The organism is Pseudomonas sp. SBT1-2, assembly GCF_028640875.1.
GTDB lineage: Bacteria > Pseudomonadota > Gammaproteobacteria > Pseudomonadales > Pseudomonadaceae > Aquipseudomonas > Aquipseudomonas chlororaphis_I.
In genome coordinates this window covers 14,007-28,604 of the sequence record NZ_JAQZAA010000119.1, presented here as the reverse complement: position 1 = coordinate 28,604, position 14,598 = coordinate 14,007, and the positions used below count along the sequence as shown (strand labels likewise).

Genomic DNA, 14,598 nt, shown 5'->3' with positions numbered 1-14,598 from the left:
ATTGGTGGCGATCCGCCGAAAGCTCTACGTCCCCCACTTGTAAAGGAAGACGAGTCTTGAAAGCCATTTTCGCCTGTACGCTGGTTCTGGGTTTATTGTTTTGCGCAGCCTGCGAACGGGTAGTCACCCCTGAGGAATACTTTGCAAGTGCGCAGAGAACGGCGGTAAAGATCGAGCGGGAAGCCAATGAGCGCATCAGGCGAGAGGCCGCCGGGGAAACGCTCGAATATACCCCGGAGCAATTGCGCGTTGCAGAGGGCGATATTGAAGCGCTTGCCGATAATTTGAAGCACGCATCGGATGGCGGACACAGGCTGGCAACGTACATGCTGGCCAGTCTGCAGGACAATCCGATGTTCTCTGAGCGAACCCGCCTGGAGACTTGCGGCCTGTACCAGAAAGCCATGGATCAAGGGTTACTGGCTGCCGCGGTGGGTTACTACCATTTATGCGACAAAGCCTATGAACGGTTTGATTTGCACAACGCCGATCATTTGAAATTCCTGCGGTCGCTGGAACAGTTGTTGAGCAAATCCGACGCTCATGCTGGCGATTATCCGCTTCAGGCCAAGCGCTCCCTGTGTTTCCTGGACGAAAGGGCGCCGCAAACGCAGCAAGGTGTGGCGGCGGCCATGCGCGCCCGCGCTGTCGCGTTGATGTTGTCAGAAGAACAATATCGGGCTGAAGCCAATTACATTCTTGCGCTGACACGGGTAAACGCCAGCGACCGGCACGACAGTCAGAGCATTGTGTATCTGGATAACGCTGAAGCGCTGGGCTGCCAGGACTATTACGGGTTCAGCGCGATGATCCGCCATGAGGTCAAATCCAGCGTTAAATAGATGACCCCTGTGGGCGGGAAGCGTGGCGTCCATATTCATTTTGGGTTGTTTTCGGTTTATCGACGGTCGGCGACGACGCCGATCAGCACCAGCACCACCAGCAGCACCGGCGCCAGGCTGTAGTTGTTGAACTGGCTCAGTCCGCGGACGATCCACGGCGTGGCGTAGATCAGCGCTGCGCCGCTGCCGATCATGCACAGCAGCGCCATCATCGGTACGCGCAGGGCGCCGGCGAGGCCGCCCAGGCGCGCTTCGACCCAGCCTTTGATATCGGCGCCGAACAGCACCAACAGGCAGCCGACCAGGGCCAGGGAGATTTCTGAAAGGTTGCTGCGACTCCAGCGGGACACGGTAGCGAGCAGGTCGAGTATCAAATCCATTCGTTTTCCCTTAGGGCTGAAATCAGCTCAGAAATTTCTGCAGCAAGTCATTGAGGAAGAGTTGGCCGCGCGGGGTGGCCGCCAGGCGTGACGGTTCGACCTGCAACAGGCCGCTTTGTTCGGCGTCGCGGCGACCTTCGGCGAGGCTTTCCAGGGGCAGCCCGGTGCGCTCCGGGTACAGCCGGGCCTCGACGCCTTCGGTCAGGCGCAGGGCGTTCATCAAGAACTCGAACGGCAGTTCTTCGTTGCTCAGGTCCTTTTCGCCGGCCTTGAAGTTTTTCGCCGGGTTGAGGTAGTCCTTGGGCAGGCGGGTCTTCCAGGTGCGCACGATGCGCCCGTCCGGATGGCTGAGCTTGCCGTGGGCGCCGGCGCCGATGCCGATGAAGTCGCCGAAGCTCCAGTAATTGAGGTTGTGCCGGGCCGCCCGGCCGGGCTGGGCATAGGCCGAGACTTCGTACTGGGCGTAGCCGTGTTCGGCCAAAAGCGCCTGGCCGGCTTCCTGGATATCCCACAGGGTGTCGTCTTCCGGCAGCGTCGGCGGCTGGTTCCAGAACACCGTATTGGGCTCCAGGGTCAGCTGGTACCAGGACAGGTGGGTCGGTTTCATGGCGATGGCCTGGCGCAGGTCGCCCAGGGCATCGTCCAGGGACTGATCCGGCAGGCCGTGCATCAGGTCCAGGTTGAAGTTGTCGAACCCGGCCTGGCGCGCCATGCCGGCGGCGCGGACCGCTTCGTCGCCGTTGTGGATGCGGCCCAGGGCCTTGAGCTTGTCTTCCTGGAAGCTCTGGATGCCGATCGACAGGCGATTGATGCCCAGGGCGCGATAGGCAGTGAACTTCTCCTGCTCGAAGGTCCCGGGGTTGGCTTCCAGGGTGATCTCGATGTCGTGGGCGAACGGGATGCGTTGCTCCACGCCTTTGAGCAGCCGGCCCAGGGCCTGGGCGCTGAACAGGCTCGGCGTGCCGCCGCCGAAGAAGATCGAACTCAGCTCGCGGCCGTAGACGGCGGGCAGGTCCTGGTCGAGGTCGGCCAGCAGGGCGTCGACGTATTCTTCTTCCGGCAGCACCGGGCTGGCGGCGTGGGAGTTGAAGTCGCAGTAAGGGCATTTGCGTACACACCACGGGATGTGGATGTACAGCGCCAGGGGCGGCAACTGGGGCAGGGCCGCCCGGGGCGTTTGCGCACCGCCGAGAATCAGCGGTTGCGCGGACGAATCAATGGTCATTGCAGGCTCAAGCGTTGCCGCAGAAGGGCCATGGCGCGGGCGCGATGGCTGAGTTGGTTCTTTTGGATCGGGTCCAGTTCGGCGCTGGAGCAGTTGCGCTCCGGCACCCAGAACAGCGGGTCGTAGCCGAAACCGTGCTCACCGCTGGCCGCCGTGAGAATGCGTCCGTGCCACAGGCCTTCGCAGAGGATCGGCAGCGGATCCTCGGCATGCCGCACCAGTGCCAGCACGCAGACGAATTGCGCGCCGCGCTCGGCCTCGGGGACGTCCTTCAGGGCGCCCAGCAGCTTGGCGTTGTTCGCCGCGTCGCCCTGGCCGTCGGCGTAACGCGCCGAGTAGATGCCCGGCGCGCCGCCGAGGAAGTCCACCGCCAGGCCCGAATCGTCCGCCAGCGCCGGCAGGCCGGAAATGCGCGAAGCGTTGCGGGCCTTGAGGATGGCGTTCTCGACGAACGACAGGCCGGTTTCTTCCGGCTCGACGCTGCTGAACTCGCCGATCGAGCGCAGGTGCACCGAGTCGCCGAGCATGGCCTGGAGTTCCTTGAGTTTGCCGGCGTTATGGCTGGCCAGTACGAGTTGGGTAAAAGTCATCATTCGCCGGGGAAAAGCTCTTGGTTGAAATTGATGGTGTTGATCGTGTCGCCGGTCTGCACCTTGATTTCGAAGGTGCGGGTTTCCTGCTGTTCCACCGGGTATTGGGCGATGTAGTAGATCGCGCCCTGTTCGGTGACCTGCTTGAATTTCAGCGGCACCGATTGGCTGGTCAGGTCCTTGACGGTCCCGGTGACCTGGGCGACCAGCGGTTTGCCGGCCTTGAGCACGGAAACGTTGATCACGCCCTGGTTCTTGCTGCGCACCAGCTCCGCGGCCTTGGCGATATCCGGTTGCAGGAAGGTGGAGTTGAAGGTGTTGTAGTGCACGGTCACGTCACCGAACACTTCCTGGCGCTCGCCCTTGATGGGCTCGGCGGCCATCGCCGACGCGCTCAGGCACGCTGCCAATAGAAAAGTAACCAAGCGACCCATGATCGTTCTCCTTGCTTTGAACCTGGTTTATACCGCGATCTGGTGATCCTGCAGGCCGGGGCTGCTGACGCGGTAGATGCCGATCTCACCTAACAGATTAGGCCATAGCTTACTGGCCCACCCGTGGCGGTGCTGTTGATCCACCGCAAGGCGATCGATGACCTTGGCTTCACGTTCGCGGCAAAGCTCTTCGAAGTCCTCGAAGGTGCAGAAGTGGATGTTCGGCGTGTTGTACCAGGTGTACGGCAGGAATTCGGAGACCGGCATCCGCCCCTTGCTGGCCAGGTACCAGCGGCAGCGCCAGTGGCCGAAGTTGGGGAAGGTGATGATGCACTGGCGGCCGACCCGCAGCATTTCGTCGAGGATCCGGTCCGGGTAGTGCACGGCCTGCAGGGCCTGGGTCATGACCACGATATCGAAGCTGTTGCTGGCGAAGTTGCCCAGGCCCTTGTCCAGGTCCTGCTCGATGACGTTGATGCCCTTGGCCACGCACTCGGCGATGTTGTCCGGGTCGTTTTCCAGGCCATAACCGGTGACCTGCTTGTGATCGCGCAGCCAGCTCAGCAGTTCGCCATTGCCGCAACCGAGGTCGAGCACGCGGCTGCCGGCGGGGATCCATTCCTGGATGATTTCCAGATCAGCTCTCATGGCTTGTTCACACCGTAATTCGGTTCATGTAATTACCGAACGCCTGCAAGTAGCGCGGGATCGGAATCAGGAAGGCGTCGTGGCCCTGTGGCGCATCGATTTCCAGGTAGCTGACGTCCTTGCGCGCGGCCATCAGGGCGTCCACCAGCTCCCGCGAGCGGGCCGGGGAGAAGCGCCAGTCGGTGGTGAAGGACATCACGCAGAATTTGGCCTTGGCGCCTTCGAAGGTTTTCGCCAGGTTATCGTCGAAGTTCGCCGCCGGATCGAAGTAATCCAGGGCCTTGGTCATCAGCAGGTAGGTGTTGGCGTCGAACCGCCCGGAGAACTCCTCGCCCTGATAACGCAGGTAGCTTTCGACCTGGAACTCGACGCTGTGGAAGTCGTAGTTGAGCTTTTCGCTCTTCAGGCCACGGCCGAATTTCTCGCCCATGGAGTCGTCGGACAGGTAGGTGATGTGTCCGACCATCCGCGCCAGCATCAGCCCGCGCTTGGGGATCACGCCCTGTTCCTGGAACGAACCGCCGTGGAATTCGGGGTCGGTGAGGATGGCCTGGCGCGCCACTTCGTTGAAGGCGATGTTCTGCGCCGACAGCTTGGGCGCCGAGGCGATGGCCAGGCAATGGCGCACCCGGTCCGGGTAGGTGATGGTCCATTGCAGGGCCTGCATGCCGCCCAGGCTGCCGCCGATCACGGCGGCCCACTGGTGGATGCCGATCCGGTCGGCCAGGCGTGCCTGGCTGTGCACCCAGTCTTCCACAGTCAGCACCGGGAAATCGGCGCCGAACGGCTTGCCGGTGTCCGGGTTGATGCTGCTCGGGCCGGTGGAGCCGTTGCAGCCGCCGAGGTTGTTCAGGCTGACGACGAAGAACTTGTTGGTGTCGATCGGCTTGCCCGGGCCGATGCAGCTGTCCCACCAACCCGGCTTGCGGTCGTCGGGGCTGTGGTAGCCGGCGGCGTGATGGTGGCCGGACAGGGCGTGGCAGATCAGCACGGCATTGCTCGCCGTGGCGTTCAGCTGGCCGTAAGTCTCAAAGATCAGATCATAGGCTGGCAGGGAGCGACCGCAGGCCAGGGCCAGGGGCTCGCTGAAGTGCGCCACTTGCGGCGTCACCAGACCAACGGAATCGGCGGGAAAGGCAGTTGGCATCGACCCTGCTCTCGTTTAAATGAGGCGTAAGTCTAAAGACCGCTGCCCCCAGCGGCAAGCAAAGGCCGGGGCTGATTTCATTGCATTGCCAAGCGGGCCATTTATCGCGAGCAAGCTCGCTCCTACAGGGGCTGCGGTGACCTTGTAGGAGCGAGCTTGCTCGCGAAACAGGCTCAGGTCTGGCGCGTCAGGCCAGGCAGATCCGGCAGCTTCTTCGGCGCGTTGATCCGCACCCGTTTCTGCCGGTTCAGCTCGCCGCTGATCAGGCTGACCTGGCTCTTGGACACGCCGAACGCCTTGGCCAGGAACGCCATCAGGTAGGCGTTGGCCTTGCCCTCCACTGGCGGCGCGGTGAGGCGGATCTTCAGGCGCTCGCCATGCAGCCCGGCGAAGTCATCGCTACGGGCCGCAGGTTGCAGGTGACACTCCAGGATCAGGTCGTCGCCGTCCCAGCGAAAGTAGCTCATCACAGAGGCCGGGTCAGATCAGCAGGCGCAGGATTTCCGGCATCATGGTCATCGCTGCCAGGTTGTTGATCACCAGCATGTCGATCAGCTTGAGCACCATGAACGCCAGGATCGGCGAGATATCCAGGCCGCCCATGCTCGGCAGGATGCGGCGGAACGGCGCCAGGGCCGGCTCGCAGATCTGGTTGACCAGTTCGGCGCCCGGGTTATGGCTGCCCGGGGCGACCCAGGAAAGGATCACGCTGATAATCAGGGCGAAGAAGAAAATCTTCATGAACAGCGCGGTCACGCCAATGATCGACCAGATCAGCAGCTGCACCGGGTTGCCGGTGGTGCCGTAGGTCAGCAGCAGGGTCAGGGCCATCAGCAGCAGTTGCACGACGATCGCCAGGATCAGCGACGACATGTCCAGGCCGAACAGGCTCGGGATGACCCGGCGCATCGGCTTGAGCAGCGGCTGGGTGGCGCGCACGGCGAACTGGCACAGCGGGTTGTAGAAGTCGGCGCGTACCAGTTGCAGCACGAAGCGCAGCAGCACGATCAGCAGGTACAGGCTGCCCAGGGTTTGCAGCACGTACACCGCCGCAGTGTTCAATCCAATCATCATTGGCTCCTTATTGGCCCAGTTGTTCGGCCATCTCGGCCGAGCGGTGCGCGGCGGCACCCAATGCTTTTTCCACCAGGGCTTCGAAGCCGCTGGCCTGGAACGACTTGATCGCCGCTTCCGTGGTGCCGGCCGGCGAGGTCACGCGGCGGCGCAGTTCGGCCGCGTCGACGTCGCTGGACACCGCCATGTGCGCCGCGCCCAGCGCGGTCTGCAGGGTCAGTTGCCGGGCGGTTTCCCGTGGCAGGCCGAGCTTCTCGCCGGCGGCGGTCATGGCTTCGATCAGCAGGAAGAAATACGCCGGGCCGCTGCCGGACACCGCGGTCACCGCGTCCAGTTGCTGCTCCTGTTCCAGCCACAGGACGATGCCCACAGCCGACAGCAGCTCTTGCGCCTGCTGGCGTTGCTCCGCGCTCACCGCAGCGGTGGCGTACAGGCCGCTGGCGCCCTGGCGCAGCAGGGCCGGGGTGTTGGGCATGCAGCGCACAATCGGCTGCTCGCCGAGCCATGTGTTCATGCTGGCGCAGGTGATGCCGGCGGCGATGGAGACGATCAGCTGGTGCGGCTTCAGGCTGGGGCGCAGGGCTTCGCACACGGCCTTCATGGCCTGTGGCTTGACCGCCAGCACCACCACGTCGACGCCGTCGATGGCTTCGGCGTTGTCGGCGAACAGTTCAATGCCGTGCTCGGCCTGGACCTTGGCGCGGGTTTCGGCGCCCGGGTCGCTGGCGCGGATCTGGCTGGCGTCCAGGCCCTTGGCGCGCAGGCCGCCGATCAGGCTGGCAGCCATGTTGCCGGCGCCGATAAAGGCGATACGAGTCTTGCTCATGACAGGTCCTTATTCAGAGGTGGGGCCGCCACGGTCATGGCTGGCCATAATCGCGAGCGCCAAACAGGGCGGTACCGATACGTACCCAGGTGGCGCCTTGGGCGATGGCCGCTTCGAGGTCGTGGCTCATGCCCATGGAAAGTGTGTCGGTTGGCAGGTCCAGGCTGGCGTGCAGGTTTTCGTTCAGGCGGCGTACGGCCGCGAAGGCGGCGCCCTGGGCGGCACGATCTTCGGTCGGCTCGGGAATCGCCATCAGCCCGCGCAGTTTCAGGCGCGGCAAGGCGCTGATGGCGTTGGCCAGGGCGGGCAGGTCGGCCGGCGTGCAGCCAGACTTGCTGGCCTCGCCGCTGACATTGACCTGAATGCAGATGTTCAACGGCGGCAAGTCGGCCGGGCGTTGCTCGGACAGGCGTTGAGCGATTTTCAAGCGATCCACGGAATGCACCCAGGCGAAGTTCTCGGCGATAGCTCGCGTCTTGTTCGACTGAATGGGGCCGATGAAGTGCCAACTCAAGGGCAGGTCGCCGAGTTCCGCCTGTTTGCCCAGGGCTTCCTGCAGGTAGTTCTCGCCGAAGTCGCGCAGGCCGGCGGCATAGGCTTCACGCAGCGCCGCGGCGGGCTTGGTCTTGCTCACGGCCAGCAGATGGATACTGCTTTCGTCACGTTGCGAGGCCTGCGCCGCGGCACGGATCCGTGCGCTAACCAGGGCGATGTTGTCTGCTATCGTGGACATTCGATGTACGCCAGCGGGTCTTGGGTTCGCGGCATTCTACTGGAATTGGGGAACGCTATGGATATCACTGAGTTGCTGGCCTTCAGCGTCAAACAGGGCGCTTCGGACCTGCACCTCTCGGCCGGTTTGCCGCCGATGATTCGCATCGACGGCGATATTCGCCGGATCAACCTGCCGGTGCTGGAGGCGCAACAGGTGCACGAGCTGATCCTGGCCAGCATGACGGACCCGCAGCGGGCCGAGTTCAAGGCCGCGCTGGAGATCGACTTTTCCTTCGCGGTACCGGGCCTGGCGCGCTTTCGGGTCAATGCCTTCAACCATCAGCGCGGCGCTGGCGCGGTCTTTCGCAGCATTCCGGCCAAAGTGCCGAGCCTGGACGAACTGGGCATGGGCGAGGTGTTTCGCCGCATCAGCGAAGTGCCCCGCGGCCTGGTGCTGGTGACCGGGCCGACCGGTTCGGGCAAGTCGACCACCCTGGCGGCGATGATCGATCACCTGAACCAGAGTCGGCACCAGCACATCCTCACCATCGAGGACCCCATCGAGTTCATCCACGAATCGAAGAAGTGCCTGATCAACCAGCGCGAGGTGCATCGCGACACCCACAGCTTCTCCACGGCGCTGCGTTCGGCCCTGCGCGAGGACCCGGATGTGATCCTGGTCGGCGAGATGCGCGACCTGGAAACCATTCGCCTGGCGTTGACCGCCGCGGAGACCGGGCATCTGGTGTTCGGTACCCTGCACACCACCTCGGCGGCGAAAACCGTGGACCGGGTGGTGGATGTGTTTCCGGCCGAGGAGAAGGCGATGGTCCGCTCCATGCTCTCCGAATCGCTGCAGGCGGTGATTTCCCAGGCGCTGGTGAAGCGGATCGGCGGAGGCCGGGTAGCGGCCCACGAGATCATGCTGGGCAGCGCGGCGATCCGTAACCTGATCCGCGAGGACAAGGTGGCGCAGATGTATTCGGCGATCCAGACCGGCGGGGCGCAGGGGATGCAGACCCTGGACATGAGCCTGAAGGCGCTGGTGGATGCCGGGCTGGTCAGCCGGGAGCACGCCCGGGAGAAGGCGCGGGCGCCGGAGAGTATTTGAGGGAGAGGTATCGGGGCGGCAAATGCAATCGCGAGCCATCGAGCATGGCTGCTCGATGGCTCGCGATCAGGGAAAGCGGATCAGCGCTGGACGATGCGCAGGGTGTTCTGCTCTTTTGGCAGGACCCGCTTGGCCACTACGTAGTTCTTGTCCCAGTACGGCTTCTTCAGGGTATCGATGGTCACCGACTTGCCGCGGCGCGGCGCGTGGATGAAACGATCGTTGCCCAGGTAGATGGCGACGTGGTTGACCCGGCGGCTCTTGAGGTTGAAGAACAGCAGGTCGCCAGGCTTGAGGTCCTTGCGCTCGACTTTCTGCCCGTGACCGCTGGCCATGGCATTGGAGGTGCGCGGCAGATCGACGGCGGCGACGTCGTTGAACGCGTATTTCACCAGGCCGCTGCAGTCGAAGCCTTTGCTTGGGCTGCTGCCGCCCCAACGGTAAGGGGTACCCAGTACGTTGACGGCACGGCTGAGCACGGTGCTGCTCTGCTTGGCCGCCATCTGCGGCACCGGCTTGCTGCTGACGCTGCTCAGGTGAGTCGGGCGTTTGACCGACAGCTTGTTCTTGGAGCTGTTCTTGCTGACTTGGGTAACGTGGGCTTTTGGAGTGAAGCCGTTCACGTTGGGAAGACGTTGCTCACGATTGGTGGCGTGGGCGGCCAGTGGCATCAATAGGCAAATGGTTAGCCATGTCTTGAAAAATGGACGCATTAGGCAAGGCTCATATGGGTTAGCGCGCAACTTTATAACAGCTTTTTTGTCACTTCTCAGGCCGTTGGTCGATTCAACCTGGAGGTCAAATTCGCTGAAGAGGCGGCAAATTGACGCAATTGTCCGACAGAAGTCAGGCAGTACAAGGGTTTCACGGCAGCGACCTTAACATTTGCCACACGTCGGCTGCCTGTAAAAAAGTCACAAAGAATTAAAGAAAATTTATCTATTGCGTGGAACGAGGTACTCAATGAACACCTATCGCCCGGACGGTTCGACCCATGACACCCACAGCAAGGTGATCGGTTACCTGTTGTGGATTTTCGGTTTTACCGGCTCTCACCGCTTCTATTACGGCAAGCCGATTACCGGGACTATCTGGTTTTTCACCCTGGGCTTGCTGGGTATCGGTTGGCTGATCGACCTGTTCCTGATCCCGGCCATGGACCGCGAGGCCGACCTGCGTTTTACCCCGGGACCGATCGAGTACAGCGTCGCCTGGATCCTGCTGACCTTTCTCGGGATCTTTGGCGTGCACCGTATGTATCAGGGCAAATGGATCAGCGGCCTGCTGTACCTGCTGACTGGCGGGGTGTTCTTTCTGGGGGTCTTGTACGACTTCTGGACACTGAACGACCAGGTGTCGTTGCGTAACGCGCAGCGGCGTTGAATGCAGGAGCGCTATCGCGAGCAAGCTCGCTCCTACAGAAGAAGTACGGCGCCCATGTGGCCTGTGCCGTACCTGTAGGAGCGAGCTTGCTCGCGATCATGGCCGTCAGCCCTTGTGGCTGATCCGCCCATCCACCAGGGTGTAGCGCACCACGCCCGGCAGGCTATGGCCGAGGAACGGGCAGTTCTCGCCTTTCGACAGCCAGTGTTCGCCGGCCACGGTGGACGTGCTCGGGTCGAACAGCACCAGGTCCGCCGGAGCGCCCACCGCCAGCTTGCCGGCTGGCAGGCGCAGGGCGTCGGCCGGGCCGCTGCTCAGGCGTGCCAGCAGGGTCGGCAGGTCGAGCAGGCCGTCTTCCACCAGGGTCATGGCCAGCGGCAGCAGCAGCTCGACGCTGCTGATGCCTGGTTCGGTGGCGCCGAAAGGCGCCAGCTTGGCATCGCGTTCATGGGGCTGGTGATGGCTGGAAATGGCCTGGACCACCCCGGACTTCACCGCTTCACGCAGGCCTTCGCGGTCGGCGCGCGAGCGCAGCGGCGGCTGTACGTGATAGAGGCTGGAGAAGTCGATCAGCGCGTCATCGGTGAGGATCAGCTGGTACAGCGCTACATCGGCGGTCACCGGCAGGCCACGGGCCTGGGCCTGGGCGATCAGGGCCACGCCGCGGGCGCTGGTCAGCTGGCTGAAGTGGGCGCGCACGCCGCTTTGCTCCACCAGCAGCAGGTCGCGGGCCAGGGCCACGGTTTCCGCGGTTTCCGGAATGCCCGGCAGGCCGAGGAAGCTGGCGGTGGCGCCTTCGTGGGCCAGGCCGCCTTCGGCCAGGTCGCGGTCCTGGGAGTGGAAAATCACCGTCAGGTCGAAGGTCGCCGCGTATTCCAGCGCCCGGCACAGGGTGCGGGCGCTGCGGAAGCCCTCCAGGCCGTTGCCGAAGGCCACGCAGCCGGCATCGCGCAGGGCGATCAGCTCGGCCAGCTGTTCGCCGTCCAGGCCTTTGCTCAGGGCGCCGATCGGGAACACCTTGGTATTGCCGGCTTCGCGGGCGCGATCGAGGATCAGCTCGGCCACCGCCGAGGTGTCCAGCACCGGCTTGGTGCGCGGCGGGCAGCACAGGCTGGTGACGCCACCGGCCGCGGCGGCGCGGGTTTCGCTGGCGATGGTGCCTTTGCGGCTGTAGCCCGGCTCGCGCAGGGAGACGTTCAGGTCCACCAGCCCGGGCGCGGCCACCAGGCCCTTGGCGTCGAGGCTTTCGACCGCGCTGAAACCGGCCGGGGCGGCGCCGATGGCGACGATCTTGCCGGCTTCCAGATGGATATCGCTGACTTGATCCAGGCCGCTGCTTGGATCGATGACACGGGCGCCGAGAATGCTGAGCTTCACTGGGCGTTCTCCTGCTCGAATTGTCGCTGGGCGGTCTGCCCGCTCATGGCCATGGACAGTACGGCCATGCGTACCGCGATGCCGTAGGTCACCTGGTTGAGGATCACCGAGTGCGGACCGTCGGCCACCGCCGATTCGATCTCCACGCCGCGGTTGATCGGCCCCGGGTGCATGACGATGGCGTCCGGCTTGGCGCCGGCCAGGCGCGCGGTGGTCAGGCCGAACAGGCGGTAGAACTCGCCCTCGCTCGGCAGCAGGCCGCCCTGCATGCGCTCACGCTGCAGGCGCAGCATGATCACCACGTCGACGTCTTTCAGGCCTTCGGCCATGTCGGTGTAGACCTTCACCCCGTATTGCTCGATGCCGATCGGCAGCAGGGTCTTTGGCGCGATCACGCGGATGTCCGGGCAACCCAGGGTTTTCAGGGCCAGCATGTTCGAGCGCGCGACCCGCGAGTGCAGGATGTCGCCGACGATGGCCACCGAGAGGTTTTCGAAACCGCCCTTGTGCCGACGGATGGTGAGCATGTCGAGCATGCCCTGGGTCGGGTGGGCGTGCCGGCCGTCGCCGCCGTTGATGATCGCCACCTGCGGGCACACATGTTCGGCGATGAAGTGCGCGGCGCCGGAGTCGCCGTGGCGCACGACGAACATGTCGGCGGCCATGGCTTCGAGGTTGCGCAGGGTATCGAGCAGGGTTTCACCCTTGCTGGCCGAGGAGGTGGATACGTTGAGCGTGATCACGTCCGCCGACAGGCGCTGGGCCGCCAGTTCGAAGGTGGTGCGGGTGCGGGTGGAGTTTTCGAAGAACACGTTGCACACGGTCTTGCCGCGCAGCAAAGGGACTTTCTTCACCGCCCGGGCGCCGACTTCGAGGAAGGAGTCGGCGGTGTCGAGGATTTCCGTCAGCAGCTCGCGACGCAGACCGTCGAGCGAGAGGAAATGGCGCAGCTGGCCCTGATCGTTGAGCTGCAGCGGGCGCTTGGCGTCTAGAGGCGTCATCGCAATGGACTCTTTAGAGGGGCGAATTAAAGGGCGAGGTCTTGAAGCTCGAGTTGAAGCGGCGCAGGACCGGACAATTTTACCCGCTCGTGGGCGGCCAGCGACAGGGTGGCACCGACCACGTTCGGGCGAATCGGCAGCTCGGCGGCGTCCAGGTCCAGCAGGCAGACCAGGGTCACACTGGCCGGGCGGCCGTAGTCGAACAGCTCGTTGAGGGCGGCGCGGATGGTGCGGCCGCTCATCAGCACGTCGTCGATCAGGATCAGGTGCTGGCCTTCGATCTCGAACGGCAGCTCGGAAGGGCGCACCTGCGGGTGCAGGCCGTTCTGGCTGAAGTCGTCGCGGTAGAAGGACACATCCAGGGTGCCCAGCGGCGCGTCGCTGCCCAGTTCGGCGAGCAGGGCCTGGGCAACCCAGACGCCGCCGGTACGGATGCCGATATAGCGGGGCTCGCTGATGGCGCGTTGTTCCAGGTGGGCGGTGAGACGCACGGCCATCTGGCTGATCAGTTCGGCGGGATTGGGCAGGCTCATGATTGCTCCTTCGTGGGCCCGCGCCTGGTTGCGTGCAGCGAGGCGCAGGGTCTTACGGCTGGTGTTGTGGCCAGGAGGCGCGTGGCCGGGGGGTGGCCACGCATCTTCAGGATTCGGCGTTTCAGTTGTTCAACAGCGCTGCGTTTTCGTCGAGCCAGCCTTGCAGCAGCAGGGCGGCGGCGATGGCGTCGACCGGGTTGTCGCGGTAACTGCCTTTCTGGCCGCCCCGGGCCAGGCGTTCGCCCTTGGCCTCGAAGGTGGTCAGGCGTTCGTCATGGGTATAGAAGGGCAGGTTGTAGCGACCATTGAGGCGCCGGGCGAATTTCTCGGCGCGCACGCACATCTCGCTCGGGGTGCCGTCCATGTTCAATGGCAGGCCGACCACCACCGCGTCCGGCTTCCATTCCTTGATCAGGGCTTCGACCTGGTTCCAGTCCGGTACGCCGTTCTGCGCCTTCAGGGTGCACAGCTCGCGGGCCTGGCCGGTGATGGCCTGGCCAACCGCCACGCCAATCTGCTTGGTGCCGTAGTCGAACCCGAGGATCAGTTGCAGGGCCATCAGGCGTGGCCCGCCTGGCTGGTCAGCAGGGCGAGGTTGATGCCCAGGTGCTTGGCCGCCGCTTCCAGGCGCAGCTCGCTGCTGGTGTTGAACAGGATGTCGGCGTCGAACGGACAGGTCAGCCAGGCGTTGTCCGCCAGCTCGGCTTCCAGCTGCCCGGCTTCCCAGCCGGCATAACCGAGGGCGATCAGGCTTTTGGCCGGGCCGACGCCATCGGCGATGGCGAACAGCACGTCCTGGGACGTCGACAGCGACAGGCCATCCAGCTCGACCGTGGCCTGGAAGGTCGGGCCGCTGGGGTGCAGGACAAAACCGCGATCGGTCTGCACCGGGCCACCGATGAAGATCGGCACATGCTGGCAGAGCGCTGGCGGGTCGATCTCGGGGCGCAATTGCTCGAGGATGTCGGCGAGGTTCAGGTCCTGCGGACGATTGACCACCAACCCCATGGCGCCATTGGCATTGTGCTCGACGATGTAGGTCAAGGTGTGCGCAAAGTTCGGGTCGGCCATGTGCGGCATGGCGATCAGGAAGTGATGCTTGAGGTAGCTGGGGCTGACGTTTTTCATGAGCGCTAGTGTGGCGGTGGAGGGGCGAACTGACAAGCTGGGGATGCGCAGCACCGGGCATTTTGGTCGGCCTTTTGCAGCTGTGTCGGCATCGGCGCTGTTTCGCGAGGGTATGTTGCGCACGGTCCAGCGCCTGCTGCCGGACGCGCGGATCGAACAGGCCGGCGACCTGGACACCGTACTCG

Annotated in this window: 19 protein-coding genes and 1 pseudogene; 4 read left to right on the top strand and 16 right to left on the bottom strand. The window is 64.0% G+C overall.

The genetic code is table 11. The annotated features are described in order from the left end of the window. Positions 1 to 56: 56 nt before the first annotated feature. Positions 57 to 842: a hypothetical protein gene (locus PVZ78_RS31080; RefSeq protein WP_124355496.1), complete on the top strand. Its 786-nt coding sequence runs from the start codon at positions 57 to 59 to the stop codon at positions 840 to 842. Between the two features lie 56 nt (positions 843 to 898). Here the strand turns inward: PVZ78_RS31080 and PVZ78_RS31075 are convergent, their stop codons facing one another. From PVZ78_RS31075 to PVZ78_RS31030, 10 genes are all read right to left on the bottom strand, one after another. Further along, positions 899 to 1,222 carry a DUF3392 domain-containing protein gene (locus PVZ78_RS31075; protein WP_007921199.1) on the bottom strand — a complete coding sequence of 108 codons (324 nt, stop codon included), beginning with the start codon at positions 1,220 to 1,222 and terminating at the stop codon, positions 899 to 901. 22 nt (positions 1,223 to 1,244) lie between these two features. After that, positions 1,245 to 2,447: a radical SAM family heme chaperone HemW gene (gene hemW, locus PVZ78_RS31070; RefSeq protein ID WP_028683553.1), complete on the bottom strand. Its 1,203-nt coding sequence runs from the start codon at positions 2,445 to 2,447 to the stop codon at positions 1,245 to 1,247. Beyond that, entirely contained in the window at positions 2,444 to 3,040 is a 597-nt protein-coding gene (rdgB, locus tag PVZ78_RS31065) for an RdgB/HAM1 family non-canonical purine NTP pyrophosphatase (RefSeq protein ID WP_041984937.1), read from the bottom strand. Before rdgB ends, hemW begins: the two co-directional genes overlap by 4 nt. Beyond that, positions 3,037 to 3,471: a DUF4426 domain-containing protein gene (locus PVZ78_RS31060; protein WP_028683555.1), complete on the bottom strand. Its 435-nt coding sequence runs from the start codon at positions 3,469 to 3,471 to the stop codon at positions 3,037 to 3,039. The genes rdgB and PVZ78_RS31060 overlap by 4 nt, the downstream gene beginning before the upstream one ends. 27 nt (positions 3,472 to 3,498) lie before the next feature. Then, entirely contained in the window at positions 3,499 to 4,119 is a 621-nt protein-coding gene (metW, locus tag PVZ78_RS31055; RefSeq protein ID WP_007921185.1) for a methionine biosynthesis protein MetW, read from the bottom strand. A gap of 7 nt (positions 4,120 to 4,126) precedes the next feature. Next, positions 4,127 to 5,266 carry a homoserine O-succinyltransferase MetX gene (gene metX / locus PVZ78_RS31050; protein WP_009051317.1) on the bottom strand — a complete coding sequence of 380 codons (1,140 nt, stop codon included), beginning with the start codon at positions 5,264 to 5,266 and terminating at the stop codon, positions 4,127 to 4,129. A gap of 173 nt (positions 5,267 to 5,439) precedes the next feature. Beyond that, positions 5,440 to 5,733 (bottom strand): DUF167 domain-containing protein, encoded by a 294-nt coding sequence (locus PVZ78_RS31045; protein WP_028683556.1) that lies wholly within the window; start codon positions 5,731 to 5,733, stop codon positions 5,440 to 5,442. A gap of 13 nt (positions 5,734 to 5,746) precedes the next feature. Beyond that, the gene (locus PVZ78_RS31040; protein ID WP_009051315.1) at positions 5,747 to 6,337 is read right to left on the bottom strand and encodes a YggT family protein; all 591 of its coding nucleotides are present in this window, start codon (positions 6,335 to 6,337) and stop codon (positions 5,747 to 5,749) included. Between the two features lie 10 nt (positions 6,338 to 6,347). After that, a complete protein-coding gene (gene proC / locus PVZ78_RS31035; RefSeq protein ID WP_009051314.1) occupies positions 6,348 to 7,166 on the bottom strand; it encodes a pyrroline-5-carboxylate reductase in 819 nt (272 codons plus the stop codon). A gap of 34 nt (positions 7,167 to 7,200) precedes the next feature. Then, positions 7,201 to 7,899, bottom strand: coding sequence for a YggS family pyridoxal phosphate-dependent enzyme (locus PVZ78_RS31030; protein ID WP_273829777.1), 699 nt, complete (start codon positions 7,897 to 7,899; stop codon positions 7,201 to 7,203). A 57-nt stretch (positions 7,900 to 7,956) separates the two neighbouring features. Between PVZ78_RS31030 and PVZ78_RS31025 the strand changes: the two genes are divergently transcribed. After that, positions 7,957 to 8,991, top strand: a complete 1,035-nt coding sequence (locus PVZ78_RS31025) for a type IV pilus twitching motility protein PilT (RefSeq protein ID WP_053270126.1) — start codon at positions 7,957 to 7,959, stop codon at positions 8,989 to 8,991. Positions 8,992 to 9,071: 80 nt separating this feature from the next. On the opposite strand, the gene PVZ78_RS31020 is transcribed toward PVZ78_RS31025, so the two are convergent. Continuing rightward, entirely contained in the window at positions 9,072 to 9,704 is a 633-nt protein-coding gene (locus tag PVZ78_RS31020) for a C40 family peptidase (protein WP_009046022.1), read from the bottom strand. Between the two features lie 250 nt (positions 9,705 to 9,954). Here PVZ78_RS31020 and PVZ78_RS31015 point away from each other — a divergent pair, with 250 nt between their 5' ends. Further along, positions 9,955 to 10,374 carry an NINE protein gene (locus PVZ78_RS31015; protein WP_009051311.1) on the top strand — a complete coding sequence of 140 codons (420 nt, stop codon included), beginning with the start codon at positions 9,955 to 9,957 and terminating at the stop codon, positions 10,372 to 10,374. A 105-nt stretch (positions 10,375 to 10,479) separates the two neighbouring features. Here PVZ78_RS31015 and PVZ78_RS31010 read toward each other — a convergent pair whose 3' ends face one another. The 5 genes from PVZ78_RS31010 to PVZ78_RS30990 form a co-directional block, all read right to left on the bottom strand. Beyond that, a complete protein-coding gene (locus tag PVZ78_RS31010) occupies positions 10,480 to 11,751 on the bottom strand; it encodes a dihydroorotase (protein WP_028683559.1) in 1,272 nt (423 codons plus the stop codon). Next, positions 11,748 to 12,752, bottom strand: a complete 1,005-nt coding sequence (locus tag PVZ78_RS31005; RefSeq protein ID WP_007929978.1) for an aspartate carbamoyltransferase catalytic subunit — start codon at positions 12,750 to 12,752, stop codon at positions 11,748 to 11,750. The genes PVZ78_RS31010 and PVZ78_RS31005 overlap by 4 nt, the downstream gene beginning before the upstream one ends. Before the next feature lie 26 nt (positions 12,753 to 12,778). After that, positions 12,779 to 13,285: a bifunctional pyr operon transcriptional regulator/uracil phosphoribosyltransferase PyrR gene (pyrR, locus tag PVZ78_RS31000; protein WP_007929976.1), complete on the bottom strand. Its 507-nt coding sequence runs from the start codon at positions 13,283 to 13,285 to the stop codon at positions 12,779 to 12,781. 121 nt (positions 13,286 to 13,406) lie between these two features. Beyond that, positions 13,407 to 13,844, bottom strand: coding sequence for a Holliday junction resolvase RuvX (gene ruvX / locus PVZ78_RS30995; RefSeq protein ID WP_028683560.1), 438 nt, complete (start codon positions 13,842 to 13,844; stop codon positions 13,407 to 13,409). Beyond that, on the bottom strand, positions 13,844 to 14,413 hold the full coding sequence (locus PVZ78_RS30990) for a YqgE/AlgH family protein (protein ID WP_007929972.1): 570 nt from the start codon (positions 14,411 to 14,413) through the stop codon (positions 13,844 to 13,846). The genes ruvX and PVZ78_RS30990 overlap by 1 nt, the downstream gene beginning before the upstream one ends. A gap of 43 nt (positions 14,414 to 14,456) precedes the next feature. Here PVZ78_RS30990 and PVZ78_RS30985 point away from each other — a divergent pair. Then, positions 14,457 to 14,598, top strand: a pseudogene (locus tag PVZ78_RS30985) (hypothetical protein); the annotation flags it as partial.

What these genes read in the sequence shown, in the direction of transcription:
- PVZ78_RS31075 (WP_007921199.1), bottom strand. Translation starts at nt 1,222, where the DNA reads ATGGATTTGATACTCGACCTGCTCGCTACCGTGTCCCGCTGGAGTCGC.
- hemW (WP_028683553.1), bottom strand. Translation starts at nt 2,447, where the DNA reads ATGACCATTGATTCGTCCGCGCAACCGCTGATTCTCGGCGGTGCGCAA.
- rdgB (WP_041984937.1), bottom strand. Translation starts at nt 3,040, where the DNA reads ATGATGACTTTTACCCAACTCGTACTGGCCAGCCATAACGCCGGCAAA.
- PVZ78_RS31060 (WP_028683555.1), bottom strand. Translation starts at nt 3,471, where the DNA reads ATGGGTCGCTTGGTTACTTTTCTATTGGCAGCGTGCCTGAGCGCGTCG.
- metW (WP_007921185.1), bottom strand. Translation starts at nt 4,119, where the DNA reads ATGAGAGCTGATCTGGAAATCATCCAGGAATGGATCCCCGCCGGCAGC.
- metX (WP_009051317.1), bottom strand. Translation starts at nt 5,266, where the DNA reads ATGCCAACTGCCTTTCCCGCCGATTCCGTTGGTCTGGTGACGCCGCAA.
- PVZ78_RS31045 (WP_028683556.1), bottom strand. Translation starts at nt 5,733, where the DNA reads ATGAGCTACTTTCGCTGGGACGGCGACGACCTGATCCTGGAGTGTCAC.
- PVZ78_RS31040 (WP_009051315.1), bottom strand. Translation starts at nt 6,337, where the DNA reads ATGATTGGATTGAACACTGCGGCGGTGTACGTGCTGCAAACCCTGGGC.
- proC (WP_009051314.1), bottom strand. Translation starts at nt 7,166, where the DNA reads ATGAGCAAGACTCGTATCGCCTTTATCGGCGCCGGCAACATGGCTGCC.
- PVZ78_RS31030 (WP_273829777.1), bottom strand. Translation starts at nt 7,899, where the DNA reads ATGTCCACGATAGCAGACAACATCGCCCTGGTTAGCGCACGGATCCGT.
- PVZ78_RS31025 (WP_053270126.1), top strand. Translation starts at nt 7,957, where the DNA reads ATGGATATCACTGAGTTGCTGGCCTTCAGCGTCAAACAGGGCGCTTCG.
- PVZ78_RS31020 (WP_009046022.1), bottom strand. Translation starts at nt 9,704, where the DNA reads ATGCGTCCATTTTTCAAGACATGGCTAACCATTTGCCTATTGATGCCA.
- PVZ78_RS31015 (WP_009051311.1), top strand. Translation starts at nt 9,955, where the DNA reads ATGAACACCTATCGCCCGGACGGTTCGACCCATGACACCCACAGCAAG.
- PVZ78_RS31005 (WP_007929978.1), bottom strand. Translation starts at nt 12,752, where the DNA reads ATGACGCCTCTAGACGCCAAGCGCCCGCTGCAGCTCAACGATCAGGGC.
- pyrR (WP_007929976.1), bottom strand. Translation starts at nt 13,285, where the DNA reads ATGAGCCTGCCCAATCCCGCCGAACTGATCAGCCAGATGGCCGTGCGT.
- ruvX (WP_028683560.1), bottom strand. Translation starts at nt 13,844, where the DNA reads ATGGCCCTGCAACTGATCCTCGGGTTCGACTACGGCACCAAGCAGATT.
- PVZ78_RS30990 (WP_007929972.1), bottom strand. Translation starts at nt 14,413, where the DNA reads ATGAAAAACGTCAGCCCCAGCTACCTCAAGCATCACTTCCTGATCGCC.